A 21,845-nucleotide genomic window follows, 5' to 3' on the forward strand; every position below is an offset into this window, starting at 1 on the left:
CCGTCTGCCGGATGGCTTCCTTGGCGCGCGGCGGGTCCCATAGATAACCTTCGAAATAGGTGACCTTGGCGCCCGACGCCTTGTCGGCCTCGACATCTTCCGGCCCGAGTTCGACGCAGGCGCCGAGATAGGTGTTCATCGAGCGTTCGCCATCGGGGGTGACGAAGATCATCGAGCGCGCCGTCGGCGGCTCGCCCTCGAGCGGCCTGGTGTCGAAGGCGACGCCCTGCGCGTGGATGTCGTGCGCGTAGATTTCGCCCAGNGCATCGTTGGAGACCTTGCCGAAGAAGGCGGCGCGTCCGCCGAAGGAGGCGACACCNGCCGCCGTGTTGCCGGCACTGCCGCCGGAGGCCTCGATCGCCGGGCCCATGCGGCTGTAGAGCAATTCGGCGCGGTGGGTGTCGATGAGATTCATCGCGCCCTTGATGATGCCGTTGATCTCGAGGAAGTCCTCCTCGCACTGGGCGATGATGTCGACAATCGCATTGCCGATGCAAAGCACGTCATAATCCGGCATCAATGTCTCCATGCCCGCGCGGGTGCCCCTTGTTGCGATGGTCTGCCGCTTGCAGACAACCCGGTAGTGCCCTCAAGCCGCAGTCAGACCTGCCTCCCGCCGCAAGAGCTCGGCTCTGTCGGTCCTCTCCCAGCTGAACTCAGGCTCTTCACGGCCGAAGTGGCCGTAGGTCGCGGTCTTGCGGTATATTGGCCGCAACAGATCAAGCATCTTGATAATGCCTTTGGGCCTGAGATCGAACAGCTCAACAATGAGGCGCTCGATCCTTTCTTCCTCGATCGTCGCCGTGCCAAACGTGTTGACGAAAACCGAAACCGGATTGGCCACGCCGATTGCGTAAGCAATCTGCACCTCGCAAACTTCGGCAAGTCCGGCAGCAACGACGTTCTTGGCGACGTACCGGCCCGCATAGGCAGCAGAACGGTCAACCTTGGAGGGATCCTTACCGGAAAAGGCACCACCGCCGTGACGTCCCATCCCACCGTAGGTATCGACGATGATCTTGCGTCCAGTGAGGCCGCAGTCGCCACGTGGTCCACCGACCACGAACCGTCCCGTCGGGTTGACCAGGATTCTGATCCCTGTCGTGTCCAGGTCGGTGGGCAAGACTGGCTTGATGATCTCCTCCATGACGCCTTCCCGCAGGGCTTCCTGTGAGACCTCTTCATCATGTTGGGTCGACAGGACGATGGTATCGAGCGCCACAGGCCGCAAGCCTTCATAACGCACCGAGACTTGCGATTTCACATCGGGACGCAGCCAGCTGAGCTGTCCTGCTTCGCGAACGTCTGCATGCCTTTTCGTCAAGTGGTGAGCGAGCTGGATCGGCAAAGGCATCAGTGTATCGGTCTCCCTGCAAGCGTATCCGAACATGAGGCCCTGATCCCCCGCTCCCTGATCGAGATCAATTCCTCGTCCTTGGTCGACACCTTGGCTGATGTCAGACGACTGTTCGTTGATAGCCAGAACGACCGCGCAACGCCGACCATCAAACCCGATGGCGTCGTCATCATATCCAATGTCAAGAATGGTATCACGGGCGACTTGGCTGTAGTCGATCTGCGCATCACTGGTGATCTCGCCAGCCAGCACGACCATCCCTGTCTTCACCAAAGTCTCACAATTTTTCACCAAGGCCTCACAGGCGACCCGCCCCTTGGGATCCTGACGGAGGATAGCATCGAGAATGGCATCCGAGATGTTGTCGGCCATCTTATCTGGGTGGCCCGCGCCCACGGATTCGGAGGAGAACACAAATTGTCTTGCCATGGAGTAGCCTCGCTTCAGGTGTTGGGTCGAACAGGATTAGTTATGCTGCCTACGGGGCAGTGATGCCGGGCGCGGCGAACGGAGCGCAGAAGTCCGCAACGTCCTTCCGCACTTTGCATAAACATCTGGATCGTCAGGTTGGCGTGCAGACTGAGCCGATGAAACCGGCAATCTGCCCATTTCTCGCTCACACATGCCATCGACGTCACTGCTGGTTCCCTAAGCGGATCCCGCTTGTGGCCGCTGACTCCAACGGGTCGGCAGGCACCATATTGAAGTTCGTAATGATGCCTGCCTCGACACAGGCTTTGCCGGATAGCGGCCAATCCTGAGGGTAAAGGATCAGCATGTGATTGTCAGTCCCGCCGGTGACCAGCTGGTAGCCGCGGCCCAGAAGCGCGTGCGCCAGAGCCTTGGCATTCTGCACGATCTGCTGACCATAGGTACCGAATGGCGGGTTCGCGGCTTCGTGCAAAGCGACAGCCGGCGCGGCGATGGTATTCACGTAGGGCCCCGCTGAGGAAGACCGCGCGATCTATACGTTTGGCGAGATGTGTTTCGGATCGTAGAGCGCCTGATAGCGATCTTCATTCCGCGACAGAATGAAGCCACTACTTGGACCTCGAGCCATCTCTCCGACAGAGGCGGACAAACGGTCTTACGCAACATTCGCCCCATCCGTGATGTCAGTCGCTGCCAGGGCGATGCGTTCGTCTCGTGCATAGCGATCCATTCCTAACTACTGCGTCGATTACATTAAGACACCCACATCCCGGTCGCCAACACACGGCGACCCAGTGTTACCCGTGAAGAGAACCACAGCGCCGCCAGGAACTTGGACAATATAAAAACTTCTTGCAGTTAGCTCAGGGATTAGAGAGCGACAGTTGAATCAGTCTTTCGAAAGACCGACACATGACTCCAGGATGAGGTGTCAACTGGCCGCCGCTCCCAATCGCCCCAACGCTCAACCAGTCCCAAGCCAACGAAACGAGTGAGAAGTTCTAGTTCAGATGGATAAACGTATCTAAGTTTGGTGGGAAGAGTGCGCACTCCCTCGGGAGTAATCCAAAGGTCTTGCGAAATAAATATCTGGTCATTCCGATCGTGCTTAGTAAATCTAACCAGTGTGCGGTGTTCGTCTACGTGAAATACTGTTGTACGTTGATCAGCCTGCATTCCTTTCCCTGTAAAATCCGTCGTATTAGGGTAGTTCAAGTGTATAACAAAATGCCCATCATCTTCCAATGCGTTAGTTACGGACCGTAGACATGACAACTGCCTTTCTACCGACAGTAGATGCGTGAACGAATTGTTGACGCAATAAATTAGGTCAAACCGCATACCAAAGTCAAAGTTCGCCATATCGCCATGATGAGTTTGTACCAAGTGCGGGTCATTCTTTTGGTCAAGTAACGATAACATGCGAGTGGAGCTATCGAGACCATGGATCTGCATTCCCGCCTTGCCCAGCGGTAGCGCGATATGTCCATTTCCACATCCGAGTTCTAGCGCTGTACCGCCACCTACAAGTCCTGCTAAGAATACCACAGCCTTTGTGGTCTCTGCAGTTTTGTTTTGTGCGTCCGCGTATTCGTCATACGCGTCACCCCAATAAAGACCAAAATCTGGGTACGTATCATCATTTTCTCGCTGGACATTATTCATAATGCATCTCCGCATGGCTATTGTCAGCTAGGTTATCTTGCACTGGCAGTCGTGGAGACTGGAGGCGTCCTCCCCCGATTCAAGCGTGGCTGCATAGGAGCGGCCTAGATGCGGAACGCCCTTTTGGTTGGTTGCTGAGGTACCAGTCCGAGCCGTTTCTGAGGCCGCACCCGCCACCCAGCAACGACATTTTTCGGACCGGCTAGCTTTCTGAACTGCGAATAGGGAACAGGAGCAACTACCCGAAATTGAAGCTTGCCTTTTTTGAATCAGTCATCAAAGATCGGCCCCAAAAAGTCCCGAACTACAGGCCGGTTCGGCGGTAAACCGAGATATGACGTTTGGATTCTTTGGTGAATGCACCTCTCGTCCAATCTCCCCAACGCTCCGCTAATTCTAGTCCTACGCACTCGGCCATGGTATCGAGCTCCTGATGATAAACGTAACGAACGCAATGTGGTAAACGCCTGACCTCTGCACCGGAAAACCAGAGGAGGCTTGAAACGAAGGTCTGAGTCAGTGGATCATGGACGCCTGCATTGAGGATCGTATTCTCATGATCCACGAGCAGAGTACTGGTTTGATGCCCGCTGACGAGCCCATCCAAGGGCGGCACGCCGACATCTATCACCAAAAAACCACCATCATCTAGTGCCTCCACAGCAGATCGGAGGCAAGCTATTTGCGCTTCGCGCGTGATGACCAGCGTGAACGTATTCCAAACGCAGTACACAAGGTTGTAGCGTTGCTCTGATCTGAAATTGGCAATATCCGCCTTCCAAAATTTGATGAGATCGGTGCGCTTGGCGAGAAGTTTCAACATGCTATCCGAATTGTCGATACCTTCGACCCTGACGCCGCGCTCATTCAACGGCGCCGCCACCCGTCCGTCACCAACACCAAGTTCGAGAGCACTCCCTCCGCTCGCATATCGTTCAAGAAAGGCGACAGTCTCGGCTGCCTCATCCCTCTTGCCTCGCATGATGGCAAATTTTTCGTAGATTGAAGCCCAATCCTCGTTATAGATGAAGTCGTTCGACATATTCAAATCTCCTTAACTCTTTTGATGTCCTATTTTGTTGCCTTCATAGCGCGATAGATTTCCAAGACGGACGTAAACGCAATTTTTTTGAAACGACAAAGCAAATATACAGAAAGTTTCCATTTCGGTCCTTTGCGACGTCGCGGTGATCAGGCCCTAATCGAATCTAGTCATCATCGAGTGGCGCTGTTCTGGGGGAACGTCACGATTAGAACCGCAAGAACTATGCCCACGCAAAAAACGGTTCCGGTTCAGTAGGTTGGTTTTTCGTGTCTCATTATGTGTGCCCGCTTCCGCGCAGTTTTGTCAGGCTTCCGACAACGGAAACACTGGGTCGCGAAGGCGCCACACCAAGCAGGAGGGACGACACGGAAAGTCAGGAAAGGCTAGTGGATTCCGGGACAGAAGAGTCTTTTTTGGGATTCCAGGCTTGCTGGCGCTCGGCATGCGACTCTACGCGATGCGCACTGGTAACCGACAAGACGCCCTCCGGGCATTGCGCCGCTTCAGTCTGTGCCGGTCGACAAGGTCGTGGCTGACACTTCGGCCTCAACTGTCAAACGACAAGGCATTCCGTGCATTCCGTCCTCGATCTGCAGGCGGCCGTCAATCGCTTCATTCCCGAGCACAATCAGCCATCCCGAACGTACGTCTGAAGAGCCGACCCACACAATCATCACCGCCACCAGGCTGGGTGGCTGTCCCTAAAAATAATGGTGTGTTGAAACGGAGTCCGAGCCATCGGCTCCAAGCATCACAGAGAGGAACAACCGTGGAACACCATGCGGGATCGATGTCTCTCTGGAAGAGCAGCGTGCGCGACGATTGCGCGAGGTCAAGATCGCCCCCCAGCCCGAGGCACTGGTCCGCTATTTCGACGACCTGAATTTTCCGTCGGCTGCATTCGGCTCGGGCGGGCCATCGTCGCAATCGCTGCATGCCGGGCTAGTGGCGCCGGACGCGATGCGGTTTTGCTCCAGACGCGTCAAGACGGTGCTCTCGGCAATGACGTAAAGACATGCACGCGGATCCCCAATTGCTAGGATGGGATCGCCCCGGTTCATGCCAATCGAGAGTTGCAAGTATAGGAGCCGAGCCTTTCTTGTCGGACGCAAGCTTCTTCAAGGCAAGCTTCTCGACGTTGAAATGAGTATCCGTAGGATCTTGCGTGGCTATGGGGCTGAAGGTCGGAGATGTCGGTTGTGGAAAGTTTGAGGGGTGCATCGGGGAACTAACAGCTGGGCACTTCACCCTGGAGATGGTCATCGGTGCGATGCTGGCGGCGCGGACGGCGTTGTGGTGCGTGTTTACCAAGCTCCATCGCGACATGCTGGAGATCACGCGCTGATAAGGTCTGCCGAAGTTTGAGGCGCGCCAGGGCGGCCCTGGCCCGCAAGTTGGGCGTCGTGCTCCGCCGCATGTGGATGCGACCGACGTTCACTGGAGCAAGGCCGCCTGGGCGCTGCAGGCCCTCCATCACGACAACGGCCGGCGACATCGATGTGCCAAAATGGTGGATCAAAGCCCGCAATCAGAGAGGACGGCAATCTCGTCGCACGGGACAGGTGAATGCCCTGCGCGCCGCGCGTTACGAATACCTCTCCGAGCCGGATCAATGCCAGGACGAAGAAAAAGGCGAAACAACCGGCGACTGCGACGGACAAGGCGCGCGTCTGAATACGAGGCGTGGGGTCGGCCGATTAATCGCGCTGGCGGTCGAGACCTTTGCCCCAGAGATGTCAGACTTCAAGCGCGGCCGGATTTTGCGGTTCACGACCGAGGCCCAAGGGCGAGCACCTTTTCAACATCCTGCTAGGTCAACGCATAGCCGGTCGAACAATGCCTTCCGACATCTTCTGTCTGTTTGTCGGGTCCGCCACACAATCTTGTTTAGCCATTCGCTTGGCTGCCTCCGGCTAAATAACTGAAACGCGAGCAAAATATTCTTCTTCGATCTACCAGCCGGATCGGCACGAATTTTGAAGCCTTCGTTGCGAGGCGGTGAGAGCTGCCTACCGGAGTTGGTGTCACGGCTAACCCAATCGATGGATGGGACGAAGGAAATCTCAAGTTTGCGTCACATCGCGTTCTACCGGAAGGGACATCGGCAATTGCACCGCCTCCCAAAAAAACGCTTCGCGCCGCCTTGGAGGAAAAACTCGGCTAATAGAACACTGGTAGTGTCCCTGGGTAATCAAATAACAATTCTGGATAATGATGCCGAATGGCCATCATTTGTGCTTCTGACACGATATCAAGTATGGCGCTCCCTCGCCTAGCATCACATCATGAAAGCAGTTGCCATGACCACTTCGCACATAGACAAAAGCAATTCTATCTTGACAGATGATGTCGGCTGTGCCCGGCGCATCAATGCCCGCAACGTAAGTGTCCTCATCACAGGGGGGGATAGGGGCCGGGGCGTGTTCGCTGCTCGCGATTTCCTGCCGGGCGAGGTTGTTATCATCGGGCTACTTGACCGCCTGGAAGGCATTCGAACGACAAACTCGATCCAACTGGATTGGGATGTCCATGCTCTCTTTGAGAAACCGGCTGTCCTGGTGAATCATTCTTGTTGTCCCAATTTAGCAATCGTGTCTAACCGGTTCGGAGCGTACGATTTTGTCGCCAGTCAGGAGATCTCTTCTGGTGCCGAAGTGACCTGGGACTACGCCGCCTCGGAGTTTGAGTGCATCGGAGTCTCAGTCTGTCTTTGTTCAGCGGCAAATTGCCGAGGTGCAGCCGGAGGCTTCTCTACATTGCCTCCCGATCATCCGATGCTCGTGTCGGGATTCTATGCGCCATACCTAGCAGGCTGTTGAAAAAGGAGGCACTGCGGGGGCTGGAGCGGGAATTCTCGGCGCTGTATTCGCCGATCGGGCGGCCGTCGATCCCGCCGGAGAAGCTGCTGCGGGCGATGCTGTTGCAGGCGTTTTACACGATCCGCTCTGAACGGCTTTTGATGGAGCGGCTGGAATACGACCTCCTGTTCCGCTGGTTTGTGGGCATCGGCGTCGACGATGCGGCCTGGGACCATTCGGTTTTCTCGAAGAACCGCGACCGGCTGCTGGAGGGCGATATCGCGGCGAAGTTCCTGGCGGCCGTGCTGGCGCAACCCAAGGTGAAGAAGCTTCTGTCCACGGATCACTTTCGGTCGACGGCACGCTGATCGAGGCGTGGGCATCGATGAAGAGCGTGAAGCCGAAGAACGGGTCGGGCGAAGACCCGAAGGATGGCTTTGGCGAGCCGCCGTCAGAGGGCGGCGGGCGCAATGCCGAGGCAGACTTCCACGGCCAGAAGCGGTCTAACCAGACGCATGCATCGACCACCGATCCGCATGCGAGGCTCTATCGCAAGGGGCAAGGCAAGGAGACGAAGCTGTGCTTCATCGGGCATGGGCTGATGGAGAACCGCCATGGCCTGCTGGTCGATGCTTGCCTGACGCAAGCCGACGGGCATGCCGAACGGGTGGCGGCGCTGCACATGATCGAACCCTATGCCGACAGGCCGCAGGCAATCACGCTCGGCGCCGACAAGGCCTATGACGCGCAGGACTTCATCAATGAGCTGCGTTCGATGAAGGTGACGCCGCATGTGGCGCAGAACACCAGCGGCCGTAGTTCCGCGATCGACGGCGCACGATGCGGCATAGCGGCTATGCTGTCAGTCAGCGTACTGGCAAGCGCATTGAAGAGGCGTTCGGATGGATCAAGATGGTCGCCGGGCAGGCGAAGACGAAGTTGCGTGGCGCGACCGCGTTGTCGACCGCCTCGCCGGGGCGCTGGACAGCTGCTGGCACTGGGCACCTCTTCCCAGCGCGTCGTGAAGGCTTACGTGGAATCGAACAAGGGCGAGATCATCGATGCTGAGGCCCCATCGCCGAGCAGTGACGCAGCCGAGATGCGGTTTGCCGGGATGAGGAGCGGAGCAACATCTGACCTCCAGATGATTCTGTAGATGCGCGCCTTCTCTGCCTCAAGTATAGGATTGCGCTGCGGCAAGGAGCCGGGCCGTTCAAACTCGACCTGCCTCGAGTCCTCGAACACCCGTCGAGCGACCTCTCGATGGCGATGCTCAGACTGGTCGCAGATCTGTTTGCGCGGCCTGCGCCAGTTGAGCAGCGCATCAGCGAGTGTGGCGAAGGAGATCGTGGCAATCGCGTCGAGAGGATGTCGCCCGTCGCCTCATCACGATTTCCGGAATCGGAGCATTAGGAGCTACGGCTGCTGGCGGCCGCTGGCAGCGGACGCCAATTCCAGACGGCCCACGATATGGCCGCATGGCTGGGCCTGGTCTCGCGAGAATACTCGACTGGGTGCAAGCAGAAGCTCCTCGACATCAGGAAGCGGGCAACCGATACGTCCGCAAGCTCCTGGTTTATGGAGCATGATCATGCTTCCGTCATCTGGTCCGACCGCGATCGTCTGGGAAGCTGACTTGATGGCGTTGGGTCTCGCATGCATCCGATCGAGGCCGCCGTCGGTATTGCCCGCCAAGATGGCGCGCATTGTCTAGGTTGTCCTGACCAAGCCGAGAGCGCGCGTTACTCCGACCAGATAATACCGATTTATCTGGGCCTGCCTTGTGCAGCCGGTCCTGATGACATCTGAGCGGACCTGAACGCAGGCTTGCTGCTTGGGCCTGAAAGCTCTTCCATTACGCTCGCCCGAATTGTCGCTGCAGAGGGCCTCAAGGATCCGCTTGTCAGTATATCAGAAAAATTAATAGGATGTCACAATAATTTAATCAATTGACGGTTTTTGCGTTTCCTCCCATCGTTCGGCAATGCAACTGAGCGATCAAGCGCATCAGGGAAAACATCAGATCTAATCCGAATAGGTGGACGTCCCCTGGCAGTGTCGAGAGTTCATAATAAGAGAACAACTTGTGAAAAGTCGGCACAGACTTGATCGAAGGGTTCAACCCAATGCTCAAGGCAAGCACAAGGGGCCGTTTGCTGCACAAGATAGCCGAATCGTTCGTCGGCGACACTTTCCCAAGATCCAGAAGGACCTACCAAATTTCATCGCACCTTTTGTGGCCGCAAAAGAGAGGTCACCGTTAACGTCTTTACTCAAGGAACTCATCTCTTGTGTTCATCATTCACCCTCACCATAACCGGACAGTCGCTCATTCGGCACGCATCGGATGAGGGCTTCGCCGCAATCAAGAAATTGACAAATTTGGAGACCCCCCTTCTTGGGCACGGCGGTGGCCCGCTGAAGGCATCTCATTTTGTTTGTTCACCGGCTGTCGTATTGGATTCCTTGAACGATATTTCGTCAGCGCACTGGCCCTTTCCAACAACCATGCATTCGATCTCGGCCTTTCGGGGGTGTTGTCTACGCTTGAGGAAGTGGAGGGACGTGGTTTTCTTCATGCGAGAATCGTTGTCGATGCCACGGCCGCGCAACAGGCAGGGGTCAAGGAATTCGGCGCAAGAAAAGTTGCGCTCGTTGCGAAGGATGCCGGTCCCGGACCTGCCATAATGTACGCTGCAAATGGGACTGACGCCCGTTCCGCTCGACCGGGGGTGAAGTATCTCGACGTGCGGAAAAGCACGGAACCAAAAATTTTGGAGGACGGCCGCATATTTTGCCCGACGACAATTCGCGCCCAAAGCGCCGGCCATGGGCAACGAAACCCATGCCTCATCTGCGTAAGGCTTTCCTGATGCTGCGGCAAACCTATACCGTGATCGAAAACGAGTGGATCACCCTTAAGGACGGCACGCGGCTGGCCGCGCGCACTTGGATGCCGGAAGGGGCGGCGGCAAGTCCGGTGCCCGCCGTTCTGGAATTCCTCCCGTACCGCAAGCGCGGCGGCACTGAACCACGAGATGAATCCACCTATCCGGTGTTCGCCGCCGCCGGCATTGCCGGCGTGCGCGTCGACATTCGCGGCTCCGGCGAGTCCGATGGCGTGATCGACGGCGAATACACGCCACGCGAGCTTTCTGATGCTTGCGAGATCATCGGATGGATCGCAGCGCAGCCCTGGTCCAACGGCAATGTGGGCATGATGGGCATCTCCTGGGGCGGGTTCAATTGCCTGCAGGTCGGAGCACTCGGGCCGCCGGCGCTAAAGGCCGTCATTTCCATCGCCTCGACCGTAGACCGCTATAATGACGACATCCACTACAAGAATGGCTGCCACCTTTCCGCTCACCTTTCCTGGGCGGCGACCATGCTTGCCTACCAGTCACGCCCGCCCGATCCCGAAATCGTCGGTGAGAGCTGGCGGGAAATGTGGCTCGAACGTCTGGAAAACGAGCCTTTCTTTATGGAAGAATGGATTGAACATCAGCGCCGCGACGCGTTTTGGAAGCATGGTTCGATCTGTGAAGACTTCGATGCGTTTCCCATCCCGGCCCTAGTTATCGCCGGGTGGGCCGACGGGTATCGTAACACCCCTGTGAAAGCCGTAGAGGGGCTTGGCGCCAAGGCCAGGGCATTGATCGGTCCGTGGGTGCACAAATATCCACATTTCGCTTGGCCAAAGCCGCGCGCAGATTTCCATAGTGAAGCGATCGCCTGGTGGAACCGCTGGTTGCGCGACGAGCCAAAAAATAGCGTCGAGGACCTGCCGCAGATGCGTGCCTATATCCTCGATGGTCCCCGCCCTGCGTTGCGGCGCGAGCAGGAACCCGGTTACTGGGTAGCCAAGCAGCAATGGACGAAGCCAGAGAGCGAAATATTCGGTGTCGATGCCAGAGGTGCTCTGACAGCGGAGGGCGGCGCAGGTATTGGCGAGGTCTATATTCGTTCTCCGCTCGACACCGGCACGGCGGCGGGCCAGTGGTGGACCCTGAAGCCCGATGCCGAGATGGCGGGTGATCAGCGTATCGATGATGCCGGGTCGCTGGTTTTCGAGACGGAGCGGCTCGAGGCGGAACGGGTCTATTTGGGACAGCCCCAGCTGAAGCTTGGGGTTCGCTGCGAGGGTGAGTGGGCGAATCTTGTAGCGCGGATCATCGACGTGCATCCGGACGGAACCGCAACGCGCGTTGCCTATGGAGTGCTCAACCTGGCCCATCGCGAGGGCAATGCCGAACCGAGCACAATGGAAAAGGGGGAAAGGACGGCAGTCACCATGGTGCTGGACGCCTGCGGCTATTGTTTCGCTCGCGGCCACTGCATCCGTCTGTCGTTATCGACAGCCTACTGGCCGCTGATTCTTCCCGCGCCGGAGGACCCGGGCTTGACGATCGACACAGCCAGCCTTTTGCTTGCCCTGCCACTACTCGGGGCGCATGAGAAAATTACTTTGCCGGAACCAGAAAACCGCGATCCGCTGCCGGACTACATCGATCATCTGCCTGGCGAGTCGCGGCGCTCCGTCGAGCGCGATCTTATAGGCGGCACGACTCTCTACAGGATTTATGAGGACACGGGTCTTTCCGAACATCCCGCCAACCACTTGTCGACACGAGAAATCCTCGACGAGGTATGGTCGCTCAAGTCAGGCGATCCGCAATCAATGACGGGGTCATGTTCTTGGTCATGCTACTTGCAGCGGTCCGGGTGGTCCGTACGCACAGAGATCACTTCACAACTTTCATGCACCGCGTCCGAATGGCTGGTTACGGCTTCGGTGACGGCCTATGAGGAAGAGCGCCGAATATTTCACAAGACCTATGATAAGCGCATAGCGCGCGATTTCATGTGACGGAGCACAGTCGCCGGACTCCAGGTTTAGCTGAAAAGACTTTGGTCAGACCTGGAGAAGATTCCTAAAACTATAGATGCTTAGTTCCGGCGCGGTCCAGTTGAGATCACCCCCGACTCATGCTTTCGATCGGTGATCAGCACGATAGCTGCCAACATGATGCTGGTCCATGCGGTAATCCGATGTGCCCATCTCGTTGGCGTGCTCGACCAGAGGCCAGCGACAGTCCTGACCACGGCATCATCGGAGGTCTGCGCTCAAGCAGACGTTGTTGCAACGACCGAAATAGTGGCACAAAGAGGCGCTGACGAGAGGTCAATCAAGCGGCGAGGATTCGAACTGCTCGGCCAAGGACGCATCCATATCGAAGGCATACCTCGCCTGTCGCTCGCGCATGATGTAAGTCATTTCGAGGCCGGTCAGGATGGTGGCTGCGGTGAGCGACCGCGTCCCCGAGAATCAGCGCGCTCTCGCACCAGCGATTAGATTCTCGGCGGCTGAAAGCCATGCGGGAAAGAGCTCAGGAGCTTGTATATCCGCCGCCGCAAAAACAGTCGCCCGCCTTGCGTCCCCATACCGCGAGCGGCCGGAAACAATACGTGAGGGAGTCGAACGTCACGTTCGGATGGTGCTCTCTTTGCAGCACACTATGGACAGAAACCAGAGAATAACCTGGCGCGCGCGCCGCTCCCGGGCCTCGCGGGCCTCGCCGGGCGAGTGACGAGGCCGATAACTCCGGTAGGAGACGTACCCGCACCAGGATTCACGCCGACGACAGCCGCTTCTGTTCCTGCTCCCGCGCGACGGTCCCAGCGGCTTGACGATCGCGTCATCGTCGACGAGGCCGAGCTCTACTCGACGGGATTAAGCCCGCGTTCCAACAGGCCGCGAATAGGTGTTGCTTAGGGCTTCGGGAGTTTTGAACGCAACGCTAGGCGATTGTGACCTTTGTCGTCACCGAGAACTGCATCAAATGCAAACTATACGGACTGCGTCGACGCATGCTCGGTCGATTGCTTCTACGAAGGGCCGAACTCTCTCGTCATCATCCCGACGAATGCGTTGAGTGCCTGCCTGCGCCCCGGTGTGTCCGGCCAAGGCGATCTATGGAGACACGGAAGTGCCTGTACACATGAGGCACTTTCTTCAAAGAAGAGCTTTCGCGACTGTGGCCTAACAAACCGATTCCAAGGCATCGCTCCCGACGCAGCGGCGTGGGATGGAGCACCAGCCAAGCTAGGCCATTTGGAGCGCTAGGTGATGACGATCGCCGCGGCCCGGGCGCTCCGACGCTGCTCGTCACCGACCTTGCCGTGTGGCGGTCCGAGCCGGTCACACCAAATTCACGGTCGCCGCGTCCAACTGCGCGTGCGGTCGGCTTCCGTATTCTGCTCCGGCTCAAAGTGCACGAATCAGGCGCTTATGCTAGTGACTCCTCTCGTGTTGGTCCGTAAATTGCATCAAGGCATCAGGCGCCGACGCAACAAAGCAGACGACAGGAAGAACGGTAGCACTGTGTAGATGCACAGCGCGCCGACATGCAGTCCGATGCTGCCGGCCGGGCGGCCAAGCATGGCCGGCCGAATCAGTTCGATCGAATGGGCAAGCGGCAGGAAACCGGCTACCTGCTGAAAAACCCCAGGCATTCGGCTCACCGGGAAGACAGCCCCGGATGTGAAAAGCATGGGTGTGATGACCAGCGTCTGGTAAAAAACGAGGTAGTCGTAACTGGGCGCAAGCGCCGTCACGACCAACGCCAGGCTCGCGAAAGCCAAACCAGTAAGAGCAAGGGCAGGCAGCGCGTAAAGAGCGGATGGCCATGCCACATAGCCCAGCACAGTGGCGACAAGCATGATTCCCATGCCGGCCATCAGGGCCTTCGTGGCTGCCCAGGCCAATTCGCCCAGCACGATGTCGCCGAGCGTGAGCTGCGTATACAACATTCCTTCCCAGGTCCGCTGCATGCGACCGAAAGCTGCATAGATCGTTTCGAACGTGGAGCCGGTCATTGCGCTCACGGCGACCATGCCGGCTGTCAAAAAAGCAATGTACGATGTGCCCTCAACTTGACCCACCAAAATTCCGAGCCCAAAGCCGAGCCCGAACATGGAGATCATGGGATCGGCCACGTTTCCGATAAGCGACGCAAGCGCGACTTTTTTCCAAGCAAGGTAGTTGCGGCGCCATACAGAGACCCAGTTCCAGGCGTTCGACGGCAGAGCCGCCGCATAACGGTCACCCATCATCATTTCTCCATCTCGCGCCCGGTCAGCCGCAAAAAAACGTCCTCCAGATTCGGTGGCCGCTGCAGGAGACGCAGACCCGCGCGCCCGTGCAGCTGCACACGGACCTGCTCCGGATCGGGCGCATAGCAAAACAGCGTCTCGCCGCTCACCTCGCTGCGCTCGACGTATGGCTTGACTATCGCGCTCAGCTCATGCGGGTTGCCCCCGTATATCTCAAGCACCTGGCACCCGATCTGGTCTTCGATGAGCGTGTGTGGGCGCCCTTCGGCGATAATGCGCCCTCTCTCGAGGACGCACAGGCGGTTGCACAAGCGCTCGGCCTCTTCCATGAAATGGGTGGTCAAAATGATCGTCTTGCCCTGCGCCAGGAGCTTGCGCAGCCTCTCCCATATCAGGTGGCGCGCGTGCGGATCGAGGCCAGTGGTGGGCTCGTCCATGACAAGCACCTGTGGGTCGTTGATTAGCGCTCGCGCGAGCGTCAGGCGCCGCTTCATGCCACCGGAAAGTGCGCTGACGCGGGCATCGGCCTTGCTCTCGAGGCGAGCGAACTCAAGCAGTGACGGTATCAGCGCTTTGACCGCGCGCGTGCTCATGCCGAAATAGCGCCCGAAAACCAGCAGGTTCTCACGTACGGTGAAGTCAACGTCAAGATTATCGAACTGTGGGACGACCCCGATGCGCCCGCGTGCCAGGCGAGCGCGTGCTGGTATTGGCATATCCAGCACTGTGATCTTACCCGCGTCAGGGGGTGTCATGCCGAGAAGCAAACGGGTAATCGTGCTTTTGCCGGCGCCGTTCGGGCCCAGCAGGCCGAAGCATTCTCCCGCCGCGACAGTGAACGACAGCCCGTCCACAACCAACTTGTTGCCATATGATTTGCTCACGCCGTCCAGGTCGATAGCTAGCCTAGACATGCGTTCGTCTCCCCTTGCAGAATTCCGCCGACCAGCACCAGGTCGCTTGGAGAAAACTCCGAACACTCGAGGGGAGAGAGGAGGGGCACGTCGCCGATCACTACGACCGGCAAATTGGGCTCGCAGTGCCAACACTCGCTCACGCGCTTATCGCCACCCCTTGCATGCTGACCGTCTCCCGCGAAGGCGGTCCCACTCGTGTCCAGATACCCGCCAATCTGAGTGGGCAGACGTTCGTCTTGCTTCTCCTGTTCAAAGTGACGGAAGAGCCTTCCGTCCTCGGCATGGGCAATCGCCCCGTCACGCGTCAGCTTCTTGCCATGCATGCGTATTGTGCCTCCATTTTAACGCCCGCAGGCTATTCAGCTTTCGCAGAGACGTCGGTTCTGCTTGCATTTGGATGCCGCTCGACCTCTTGTGTATTGGGTCGTGAACCGCTCGTGGAGCTCTGCTCCTTCCTCCACACCAGACAAAGCATCGCTAAGAAGTACCCGACCTGGGTGAGAACCGCGCAGAGGGCCGACTGGCCGAACGAACCAGTCAAGTAGTAGGTCGCCGCGGCGAAGGCAGCTGATGCACCGATCACGTGTATCAAGAAATATGATGCTTCCATTCGGCTCTCCTAGTCTCCCACTTTCATCGGCCGGAATTCGATCCACCCTGTATCGAAGTCGAAACCGGAGCACGCTGTCTTTGTTGATGATTCACATCTGCACCTGCTGACGGTCGGCCTGGTCTTATGGAGCATACTGTTGCGGTGTCGGCGCCGGTGGCGTGCCTCAGCACCGACCAGTGGCATCGCGCGCTGAACCAAAGCCAAATGCCGCCCGACGCAAGCATAGTCGCCAGCTCTCGGATAGCCGCGCGCATATCGGCCTTGACCGCGGCGGCCGTATAGAAGTTCCGCAGCGACAATCAGATCGAGGGCTCCTGGATCGAGAACATTTCAACCTCTCCGACCCTGAGGCAGACGTGTTGGGGCTCGTTCATCGGCTCCGCCGTCGAGCTTGTGCTCGCCGCACGACGGCGATGAGTGGTGGGGCGAACGTTCCGTCAAATGCCCCGGCCCGGCATGCGTTTGGCGCGTGTTCGTAACAGGCCCACTCGGGAAGCGACAGCTCGGCGCTTGCGCGTGAACCTCCCGCTCCAACGGCTTGCTGTCCAGTCGCCATGCATCGTCCGTGGCCAATTCTAGATGCGACCAGTGGCGACTGTCGTGCTCTGTCAGGACGTGTGCCCGATATCAGATAGGCAATCACTCTTGGCTGCCGATGCCGGATGACGTCACCGTCGAGAACTCCCGCAAAAGAGTGGGCCTGTGCGATGGCTCCGTATTGTCCGGCAGGTCCGTGGCTCTCGAACCAACATCGGGGTTTCTGATCGGGCCGCCTTTGCCACCGCCGCTAGCAACTGCGGCAGCAGAGTCGCGCGACAGCCAATCGCTGTTGCTCAATGTGCAAAGCGCATAGGCCTTTAGCGGAAGGAGAAGAAAGAGATTAATTGGCGTGTGTAGACAAAACCCCAGAAACCGCAGTTCGCGAGCACGAAACGCTGCCACGCAGCAGCGGATCAGGGTCATGGCCGCAATCATGATTCCCGTCCACCAAGGCACTGAGCCAGTCAGCGCCAGGTGCGCAATCCCTGTTGACACCGAGACGGCGAGGAGCAGCGGCCCGACATTTTGTCCGACCACGTCCAACGTCAGATAGCGATCCAGGCTGGGTAGCAGGCGTAGCGAAAGCAAAGTGTCTCTGAAGGTGCTTCGCGCCCATCGCAGTTGTTGGCGCAGATACGGACGCAGCTTATCCGGCACGACCGTTGCCGCAATCGCGTCCGGAATGTACTCGGTTCGCAGGCCTGCTTTCAGCATGAGGATCGTGAGATGCCGATCCTCGCCGAAGTCGCTTAGCTTCCCACGAAACAGCTGCGTTTCGTACTGATCAAGAACCATGAGAAGCGCCGACCGGCGGTACATGGCACATGGGCCACAGCAGCACATGACCGCACCGAAACGAGCCTGTGCCGCACGCTCCTCGTTGCAAGCAAGCCAGTACTCCATGTCGATCAACCGGGTTAGCCAATTCTCGTTCCGGTTGCTGGCTATCAACTGACCCATGGCCGCGCCGATCTGTGGATCCCTCATTTTCAGCGCAAGCTTCGTCACGACATCAGAAGCCAGCGTCGTGTCGGAGTCGACGTTGAGCACCAAATCTCCGGATGAGCGGCGTATGGCGGCGATCTGCGCCTTGCGCTTTCCAACATTCTGCGGCAGCAGAATGAAGTTGAACCTCCGGTCGAGCGCGTAGAGATCGTGAACAGGTTCCAAAGCAAGGCGATTTGCAGAGCCGTCATCGACGACGTAGACCCGTAGTTTTCCGGCGTAATCTTGCTCCGCAATTGAGGCTAGGCAGGCCGACAGCGTGTCCGGGTCCTCATTGTAGCAGGGGATGATGACATCCACACTTGGCAGAAGCTGGGAGCGGGCTTCGCCATCCGAGGGCGAAAGGTCTGCCGGCGAAGCATAAACCGTCTGCATGCTTTTATAGGCAGCCGAGAGTAGTGCGTAGGTTGAGACAGCACCAGTGCTGATGGCGTCAAGCAGGTTCATAGGATTCCACTTCGTTTAGTTGTGTCGGGAGGGAGCGGATAGCAAATCCCCGCTCGTGCAGCTCTGGAATGAGACGAGACAGAGCCGTAAGCGTCTGGTCCCGCAGACCGGCCTGAGTGTCCGGCCTGAACTCGTTAGGAGGGCAGCCATCGTGCAAAAGCACCATTGCGCCTGGGCGCACAGAGGCAACGACTGTGTCGACAATCGCGTCGACCCCGGGACGAGACCAGTCGTGAGGGTCGATCGACCAGTGGACCGGGATGAGACCGGCGCGCCCACAATGCGTGATGACTTGTTCGGTCCAGTTGCCATACGGCGCGCGCATATGCGCCACCGAGGCTTGGGAACAGGCAATCCGAATGACCCTGTTGGCCTCGAGTATTTCATAGTGGATCTGGGCAGGCCGGCATCCGGACAGGTCCGGATGCGTCATCGTGTGATTGCCGACCCGGTGCCCTTCTGCAATCATTCGTTGGATGAGTTTGGGATGGTCTGCCGCATACGCCCCGATGACGAAGAAAGTAGCCGACACATTGTTTTCCGCCAGCAGATCGAGGACGTCCGGTGTGCAAACCGGATTAGGACCGTCGTCAAACGTCAAGTAAACTGCGCGTCGGCCAGTGCCGTTGGCACATTCATCATGGACTTCGGATATGCAGTTGGGGGCTCTCATAGCTCTGGCCCGTTCCGATGGATTATCGTCCCGGCCGGCCATTCGGACATCGGCTGAGCAATCGGAAGAACAATGAGGGCGACGTCCTCCGTGCGGGTTGGCGGGTTGTCCAGACGCGCACATGGAAGGGTCGATCGCACCCGGATCCCGGGCACGATCGTCGCCAAAGCATTTCGGCTGAACCTTGCAACATGGTGCTGCAACGCGGGTCGCACCGCCCCGAAGGCGAATGGAACTTTGAGCTCCTGCAGTACCGGATACGTCACCCGCACTGAATGGGCCATCCAGAGTCCCTCTAGATCCGGACGTACCCCCCACAGACCAAGCTCCCCCACCAGCAGATCGATGGTGCCAATCCGGATGAAGCGGCGCAGCAGGCCAATGTGAGCCGCCACTCCCTTGGAGTCATAGCCGACTGCACGCAGCTCAGGCCTCGCCCCGCCCCAACTTTGGCTGCCTTCGAATGGTTTCGCGTTGAAGCTCCCGGTCTGCCCATAGATCTTTAACGCGGCGAGTTCCACATGCTCATCAAGTTCAAGCTCACTTTCCCAGCACAGTCTCCAGCGCAGGTGAGAGCGCGTAGAGCAACTCTCTACTTCTCTCTGTTTTGTTGAGTCACGCATCACGTGATCCGATCCTAAAACAATTCGAAAGCCATACCCAAAGACGCAGAAGGGTAGAGATGTATAAGTCTGGTCTGTTCGGCTCTGCTCGATGTATATTGAAGAGCATAGCAGCCAGACATAAAGGTCGGTTGATGCTCTCCTCGCAACCAGAACTTTTCCAATTGGAGTTCAGGGCGTAAACAACTCTCTCTATCAGGTCTATAACCCTAGGCTCTGGGTTTTAATGCAGCATTTGCTAAAATTGGGGAAATTTATTGTTTTGATGGATGTCATCCAGGTCATGGATGGCAGCGACGCGGGACGCCAAGCGGCATCGCGCGTCACGACCAGAAGTGCCGACAGCAAGAGACGTGCCAATCCGTTCAACCGCAGGAAGGGCACCGTTTTCTGGTATTTCGGCCATCATCGATCAGGCGTTTTGTGCGGATTTCCGCATTTGCCAGCGGCATTCCGCACACTCGTGGTCCATTGGCGGGTTAGAAGCTAAACGCGCTGCCGCCCTGCACCAAGGGAGAGAATCCCGGCGTGCATGGCGCGCGAGTTCCGAGACTCAATTCTCGTGCGAGCACGACCTAGAGTTTGGGGGTGTTTGGCTACCCTGCTTCGGGCGCAGCCATGTCACTGCATCGGAACAGGAAACCTGCCCGCAACAGCCGTGTCCAATCGTGGCGCTATGCGTCAGCCTCTGCTGGCGGGAAGCGCGTCGTTGAGCGCGGCGGCGGTATCGGAGGCCAAAAGCGCTGGGACCCTCCAGGAAATCCCAAATCGCTGCTGAACAACCCTGCACGTTCGCCATGGGAGCCTTCTCCTCAAACCATCCAAATGGTGGACGCGAAGACGTGCGCGACGGGGTTGTGCAATCGTCAACGGTGTGGAAGTAAGCCTCTGAGGAGGCTCTTGGCAGTCGCGTGGGCCGAACTGAAGTGACCGCAGCGGTGCCAATGTGTTTCTGCGAACGGCGCCTTGAAGCTGGCCAACGGGCGAGCTCGGCAAAAAAATCCAGATGACCGTGAAACTCAGCTGCGTGGTGTTGCAACACACCCGCGCCGCCTTGTTGTAACCTCGGTTGGGGTGGCGCAAGGTGGCACGATCGAGGAGGTCGCGATCGCTGCCTAGAAGGCGATGCTTATCCGACGAATTCGAGTCGCTTGTGTTGAGCAACTCACCGTTGCTCAACACGTTCCGATTCCCGTCCAGCACTCTTCCAGGTAAGGCGCGCCTGTCTTCGCGTTCGCAGGACCACAAGGCGCCCAAAGCCGGAGTGGGACGGTACATTGCATATCGGTCGATGACTGCTGACGACAGCAATCGATCTGGAGCAGGGCGTGATCCCCGCTGCAAGCTAATTGCGAGCTAATGGGCGTGCAATCAGACTGGGCAGCCTAACAGCAACCTTGTAAGGACCGCGTGAGCGCCCGGTCTAAACCCGCTCCTGCTAGGCTGCGGGTGACGTTCCGTAACGCTGGTAAATGGCTTGAATTCCATCCAGGACTTCGCGTGAAAGGTTGACGTCCACACTGGCGAGGTTGTGTTTCAGTTGCTGCACGGAGGTAGCGCCCACGAGGGTACTTGCGACGAATGGCCGGTTGGTGACAAATGCCAACGCGCCATGCACCGGGTCAATGCCATGTTCTCGAAAAAGCGTGGTGTAGGCGAGGGCGGCCTGCTCTGCCCTTTCGTTGCTGTAGCGAAAGAACCGTTTGAACAAGTCCAGCCGAGAGCCTGCCGGCAGCTGCCCTCCCATATACTTGCCAGTCAACGTACCCATGGCCAACGGCGAATAGGCTAGGAGGCCGACCCGCTCGCGCTGAGCCATTTCGGCCAGCCCGTTCTCGAAGTCGACGTTGAGCAGATTGTACGGATTTTGGATGCTTATCACCCGGGCCAAACCGTGTAGTTCCGCTTGATGTAGGAATCGCGCAAGGCCCCAAGGCGTTTCGTTGCACAGTCCAATGTGGCGAACGCGACCGCTTTTGACGAGCGCGTCCAACGCTTCCAGCGTCTCCCGGATTGGCACCGTATCCTCGTCGAGTTCGTACTGGCAGTCTAACGATTGAAAGACGTTGGTGCTTCGGTCGGGCCAGTGCAGTTGGTAAAGATCAATATAGTCCGTCTGAAGCCTTTGAAGGCTGGCGTCTAAGGCCTCAAACAGATTGGCGCGCGTGTAGCTGATGCGACCGTTGCGCACATAGGGCAGGTTCGCCTTGCCTGCTCGAACAGGCCCGATGGCTTTGGTCGCGAGTACAATGTCTTGCCTGCGGCCGCTGTTGTTGCTTAGCCAGCTGCCTATATATGCTTCCGAAAGCCCATGTGTCTCCGCGCGCGGTGGCACAGGGTACATCTCGGCAGTATCGACCAGGTTTATGCCGGCTTCCAGAGCCGCGTCCAATTGCGCGTGCGCCTCGGCTTCCGTGTTCTGCTCTCCCCAACTCATAGTGCCCAGGCCGAGCGCGCTGACCTTCAGGCCGCTCGATCCAAGTTCACGATACTGCATCGGTGTCTCCTTCTTCTCGTATTGGTCGTAAGTGCGTCAAGGTATGAGGCGTCGACGCAGCAGTGCTGATGACGGGAACGGCAACACCGGAGGCCAAACATCGCCGGACCGAATAGGCTC

General features: G+C 58.0%; 18 protein-coding genes and 3 pseudogenes. 8 read left to right on the plus strand and 13 right to left on the minus strand.

What is annotated here, in order from left to right; translation table 11 throughout:
• The 5 genes from M653_RS0119520 to M653_RS0119535 form a co-directional block, all read right to left on the minus strand.
• A partial coding sequence (locus M653_RS0119520) for an adenosine kinase (protein ID WP_027144846.1) occupies positions 1-517 on the minus strand: 517 nt, incomplete at its 3' end.
• Positions 518-589: 72 nt separating this feature from the next.
• The gene (gene metK / locus M653_RS0119525; RefSeq protein ID WP_027144847.1) at positions 590-1,786 is read right to left on the minus strand and encodes a methionine adenosyltransferase; all 1,197 of its coding nucleotides are present in this window, start codon (positions 1,784-1,786) and stop codon (positions 590-592) included.
• 205 nt (positions 1,787-1,991) lie between these two features.
• Entirely contained in the window at positions 1,992-2,321 is a 330-nt protein-coding gene (locus M653_RS1000000137780) for a hypothetical protein (protein ID WP_280940110.1), read from the minus strand.
• Positions 2,322-2,659: 338 nt separating this feature from the next.
• On the minus strand, positions 2,660-3,454 hold the full coding sequence (locus tag M653_RS1000000135810; protein ID WP_198028812.1) for a class I SAM-dependent methyltransferase: 795 nt from the start codon (positions 3,452-3,454) through the stop codon (positions 2,660-2,662).
• Positions 3,455-3,758: 304 nt separating this feature from the next.
• Positions 3,759-4,496 (minus strand): class I SAM-dependent methyltransferase, encoded by a 738-nt coding sequence (locus M653_RS0119535; RefSeq protein WP_027144849.1) that lies wholly within the window; start codon positions 4,494-4,496, stop codon positions 3,759-3,761.
• An 825-nt stretch (positions 4,497-5,321) separates the two neighbouring features.
• Between M653_RS0119535 and M653_RS1000000135020 the strand changes: the two genes are divergently transcribed.
• From M653_RS1000000135020 to M653_RS1000000138250, 8 genes and pseudogenes are all read left to right on the plus strand, one after another.
• Positions 5,322-5,510, plus strand: a complete 189-nt coding sequence (locus M653_RS1000000135020) for a hypothetical protein (protein ID WP_027144850.1) — start codon at positions 5,322-5,324, stop codon at positions 5,508-5,510.
• 160 nt (positions 5,511-5,670) lie between these two features.
• Positions 5,671-5,844, plus strand: coding sequence for a hypothetical protein (locus M653_RS1000000136825; protein ID WP_156938230.1), 174 nt, complete (start codon positions 5,671-5,673; stop codon positions 5,842-5,844).
• 940 nt (positions 5,845-6,784) lie between these two features.
• On the plus strand, positions 6,785-7,318 hold the full coding sequence (locus M653_RS1000000135815; protein WP_084636779.1) for an SET domain-containing protein-lysine N-methyltransferase: 534 nt from the start codon (positions 6,785-6,787) through the stop codon (positions 7,316-7,318).
• Positions 7,300-8,365: pseudogene (locus M653_RS1000000134580) on the plus strand (IS5 family transposase). Before M653_RS1000000135815 ends, M653_RS1000000134580 begins: the two are co-directional and overlap by 19 nt.
• A 402-nt stretch (positions 8,366-8,767) precedes the next feature.
• Complete coding sequence (locus M653_RS1000000135820; protein ID WP_245262229.1) at positions 8,768-8,932, plus strand: hypothetical protein; 165 nt, start codon at positions 8,768-8,770, stop codon at positions 8,930-8,932.
• 696 nt (positions 8,933-9,628) lie between these two features.
• A pseudogene (locus tag M653_RS1000000135825) lies at positions 9,629-10,032 on the plus strand (CapA family protein); the annotation flags it as partial.
• Positions 10,033-10,169: 137 nt separating this feature from the next.
• Positions 10,170-12,164, plus strand: coding sequence for a CocE/NonD family hydrolase (locus tag M653_RS0119570; protein ID WP_027144851.1), 1,995 nt, complete (start codon positions 10,170-10,172; stop codon positions 12,162-12,164).
• A gap of 941 nt (positions 12,165-13,105) precedes the next feature.
• Positions 13,106-13,421: pseudogene (locus M653_RS1000000138250) on the plus strand (ferredoxin family protein).
• Between the two features lie 203 nt (positions 13,422-13,624).
• Here M653_RS1000000138250 and M653_RS0119580 read toward each other — a convergent pair.
• The 8 genes from M653_RS0119580 to M653_RS0119625 form a co-directional block, all read right to left on the minus strand.
• On the minus strand, positions 13,625-14,407 hold the full coding sequence (locus M653_RS0119580; protein ID WP_027144852.1) for an ABC transporter permease: 783 nt from the start codon (positions 14,405-14,407) through the stop codon (positions 13,625-13,627).
• 2 nt (positions 14,408-14,409) lie between these two features.
• On the minus strand, positions 14,410-15,324 hold the full coding sequence (nodI, locus tag M653_RS0119585) for a nodulation factor ABC transporter ATP-binding protein NodI (protein ID WP_027144853.1): 915 nt from the start codon (positions 15,322-15,324) through the stop codon (positions 14,410-14,412).
• On the minus strand, positions 15,312-15,650 hold the full coding sequence (locus M653_RS1000000137365) for a hypothetical protein (RefSeq protein ID WP_027144854.1): 339 nt from the start codon (positions 15,648-15,650) through the stop codon (positions 15,312-15,314). The genes nodI and M653_RS1000000137365 overlap by 13 nt, the downstream gene beginning before the upstream one ends.
• 32 nt (positions 15,651-15,682) lie before the next feature.
• A complete protein-coding gene (locus M653_RS01000000133075; protein WP_051442748.1) occupies positions 15,683-15,937 on the minus strand; it encodes an exopolysaccharide production repressor protein in 255 nt (84 codons plus the stop codon).
• Positions 15,938-16,579: 642 nt separating this feature from the next.
• Complete coding sequence (gene nodC / locus M653_RS0119605; RefSeq protein ID WP_027144855.1) at positions 16,580-17,932, minus strand: chitooligosaccharide synthase NodC; 1,353 nt, start codon at positions 17,930-17,932, stop codon at positions 16,580-16,582.
• Positions 17,919-18,605: a chitooligosaccharide deacetylase NodB gene (gene nodB, locus M653_RS0119610; RefSeq protein WP_027144856.1), complete on the minus strand. Its 687-nt coding sequence runs from the start codon at positions 18,603-18,605 to the stop codon at positions 17,919-17,921. The genes nodC and nodB overlap by 14 nt, the downstream gene beginning before the upstream one ends.
• The gene (locus M653_RS0119615; RefSeq protein WP_051442749.1) at positions 18,602-19,228 is read right to left on the minus strand and encodes a NodA family N-acyltransferase; all 627 of its coding nucleotides are present in this window, start codon (positions 19,226-19,228) and stop codon (positions 18,602-18,604) included. Before M653_RS0119615 ends, nodB begins: the two co-directional genes overlap by 4 nt.
• Before the next feature lie 1,438 nt (positions 19,229-20,666).
• Positions 20,667-21,725, minus strand: coding sequence for an NADP(H)-dependent aldo-keto reductase (locus tag M653_RS0119625; protein WP_027144859.1), 1,059 nt, complete (start codon positions 21,723-21,725; stop codon positions 20,667-20,669).
• Between the last annotated feature and the right edge of the window lie 120 nt (positions 21,726-21,845).

It is taken from the genome of Mesorhizobium sp. WSM3626, from assembly GCF_000513935.1.
GTDB lineage: Bacteria > Pseudomonadota > Alphaproteobacteria > Rhizobiales > Rhizobiaceae > Mesorhizobium > Mesorhizobium salmacidum.

Excerpts from the sequence above, each read along its gene's own strand:
- nodB (WP_027144856.1), bottom strand. The coding sequence starts at position 18,605 with ATGAGAGCCCCCAACTGCATATCCGAAGTCCATGATGAATGTGCCAAC.
- M653_RS0119580 (WP_027144852.1), bottom strand. The coding sequence starts at position 14,407 with ATGGGTGACCGTTATGCGGCGGCTCTGCCGTCGAACGCCTGGAACTGG.
- M653_RS1000000135815 (WP_084636779.1), top strand. The coding sequence starts at position 6,785 with ATGAAAGCAGTTGCCATGACCACTTCGCACATAGACAAAAGCAATTCT.
- M653_RS0119535 (WP_027144849.1), bottom strand. The coding sequence starts at position 4,496 with ATGTCGAACGACTTCATCTATAACGAGGATTGGGCTTCAATCTACGAA.
- nodC (WP_027144855.1), bottom strand. The coding sequence starts at position 17,932 with ATGAACCTGCTTGACGCCATCAGCACTGGTGCTGTCTCAACCTACGCA.
- M653_RS1000000135810 (WP_198028812.1), bottom strand. The coding sequence starts at position 3,454 with ATGAATAATGTCCAGCGAGAAAATGATGATACGTACCCAGATTTTGGT.
- M653_RS0119615 (WP_051442749.1), bottom strand. The coding sequence starts at position 19,228 with ATGCGTGACTCAACAAAACAGAGAGAAGTAGAGAGTTGCTCTACGCGC.
- M653_RS0119625 (WP_027144859.1), bottom strand. The coding sequence starts at position 21,725 with ATGCAGTATCGTGAACTTGGATCGAGCGGCCTGAAGGTCAGCGCGCTC.
- M653_RS01000000133075 (WP_051442748.1), bottom strand. The coding sequence starts at position 15,937 with ATGGAAGCATCATATTTCTTGATACACGTGATCGGTGCATCAGCTGCC.
- M653_RS1000000136825 (WP_156938230.1), top strand. The coding sequence starts at position 5,671 with ATGGGGCTGAAGGTCGGAGATGTCGGTTGTGGAAAGTTTGAGGGGTGC.
- M653_RS0119570 (WP_027144851.1), top strand. The coding sequence starts at position 10,170 with ATGCTGCGGCAAACCTATACCGTGATCGAAAACGAGTGGATCACCCTT.
- metK (WP_027144847.1), bottom strand. The coding sequence starts at position 1,786 with ATGGCAAGACAATTTGTGTTCTCCTCCGAATCCGTGGGCGCGGGCCAC.
- M653_RS1000000137365 (WP_027144854.1), bottom strand. The coding sequence starts at position 15,650 with ATGCATGGCAAGAAGCTGACGCGTGACGGGGCGATTGCCCATGCCGAG.
- nodI (WP_027144853.1), bottom strand. The coding sequence starts at position 15,324 with ATGTCTAGGCTAGCTATCGACCTGGACGGCGTGAGCAAATCATATGGC.
- M653_RS1000000135820 (WP_245262229.1), top strand. The coding sequence starts at position 8,768 with ATGGCCGCATGGCTGGGCCTGGTCTCGCGAGAATACTCGACTGGGTGC.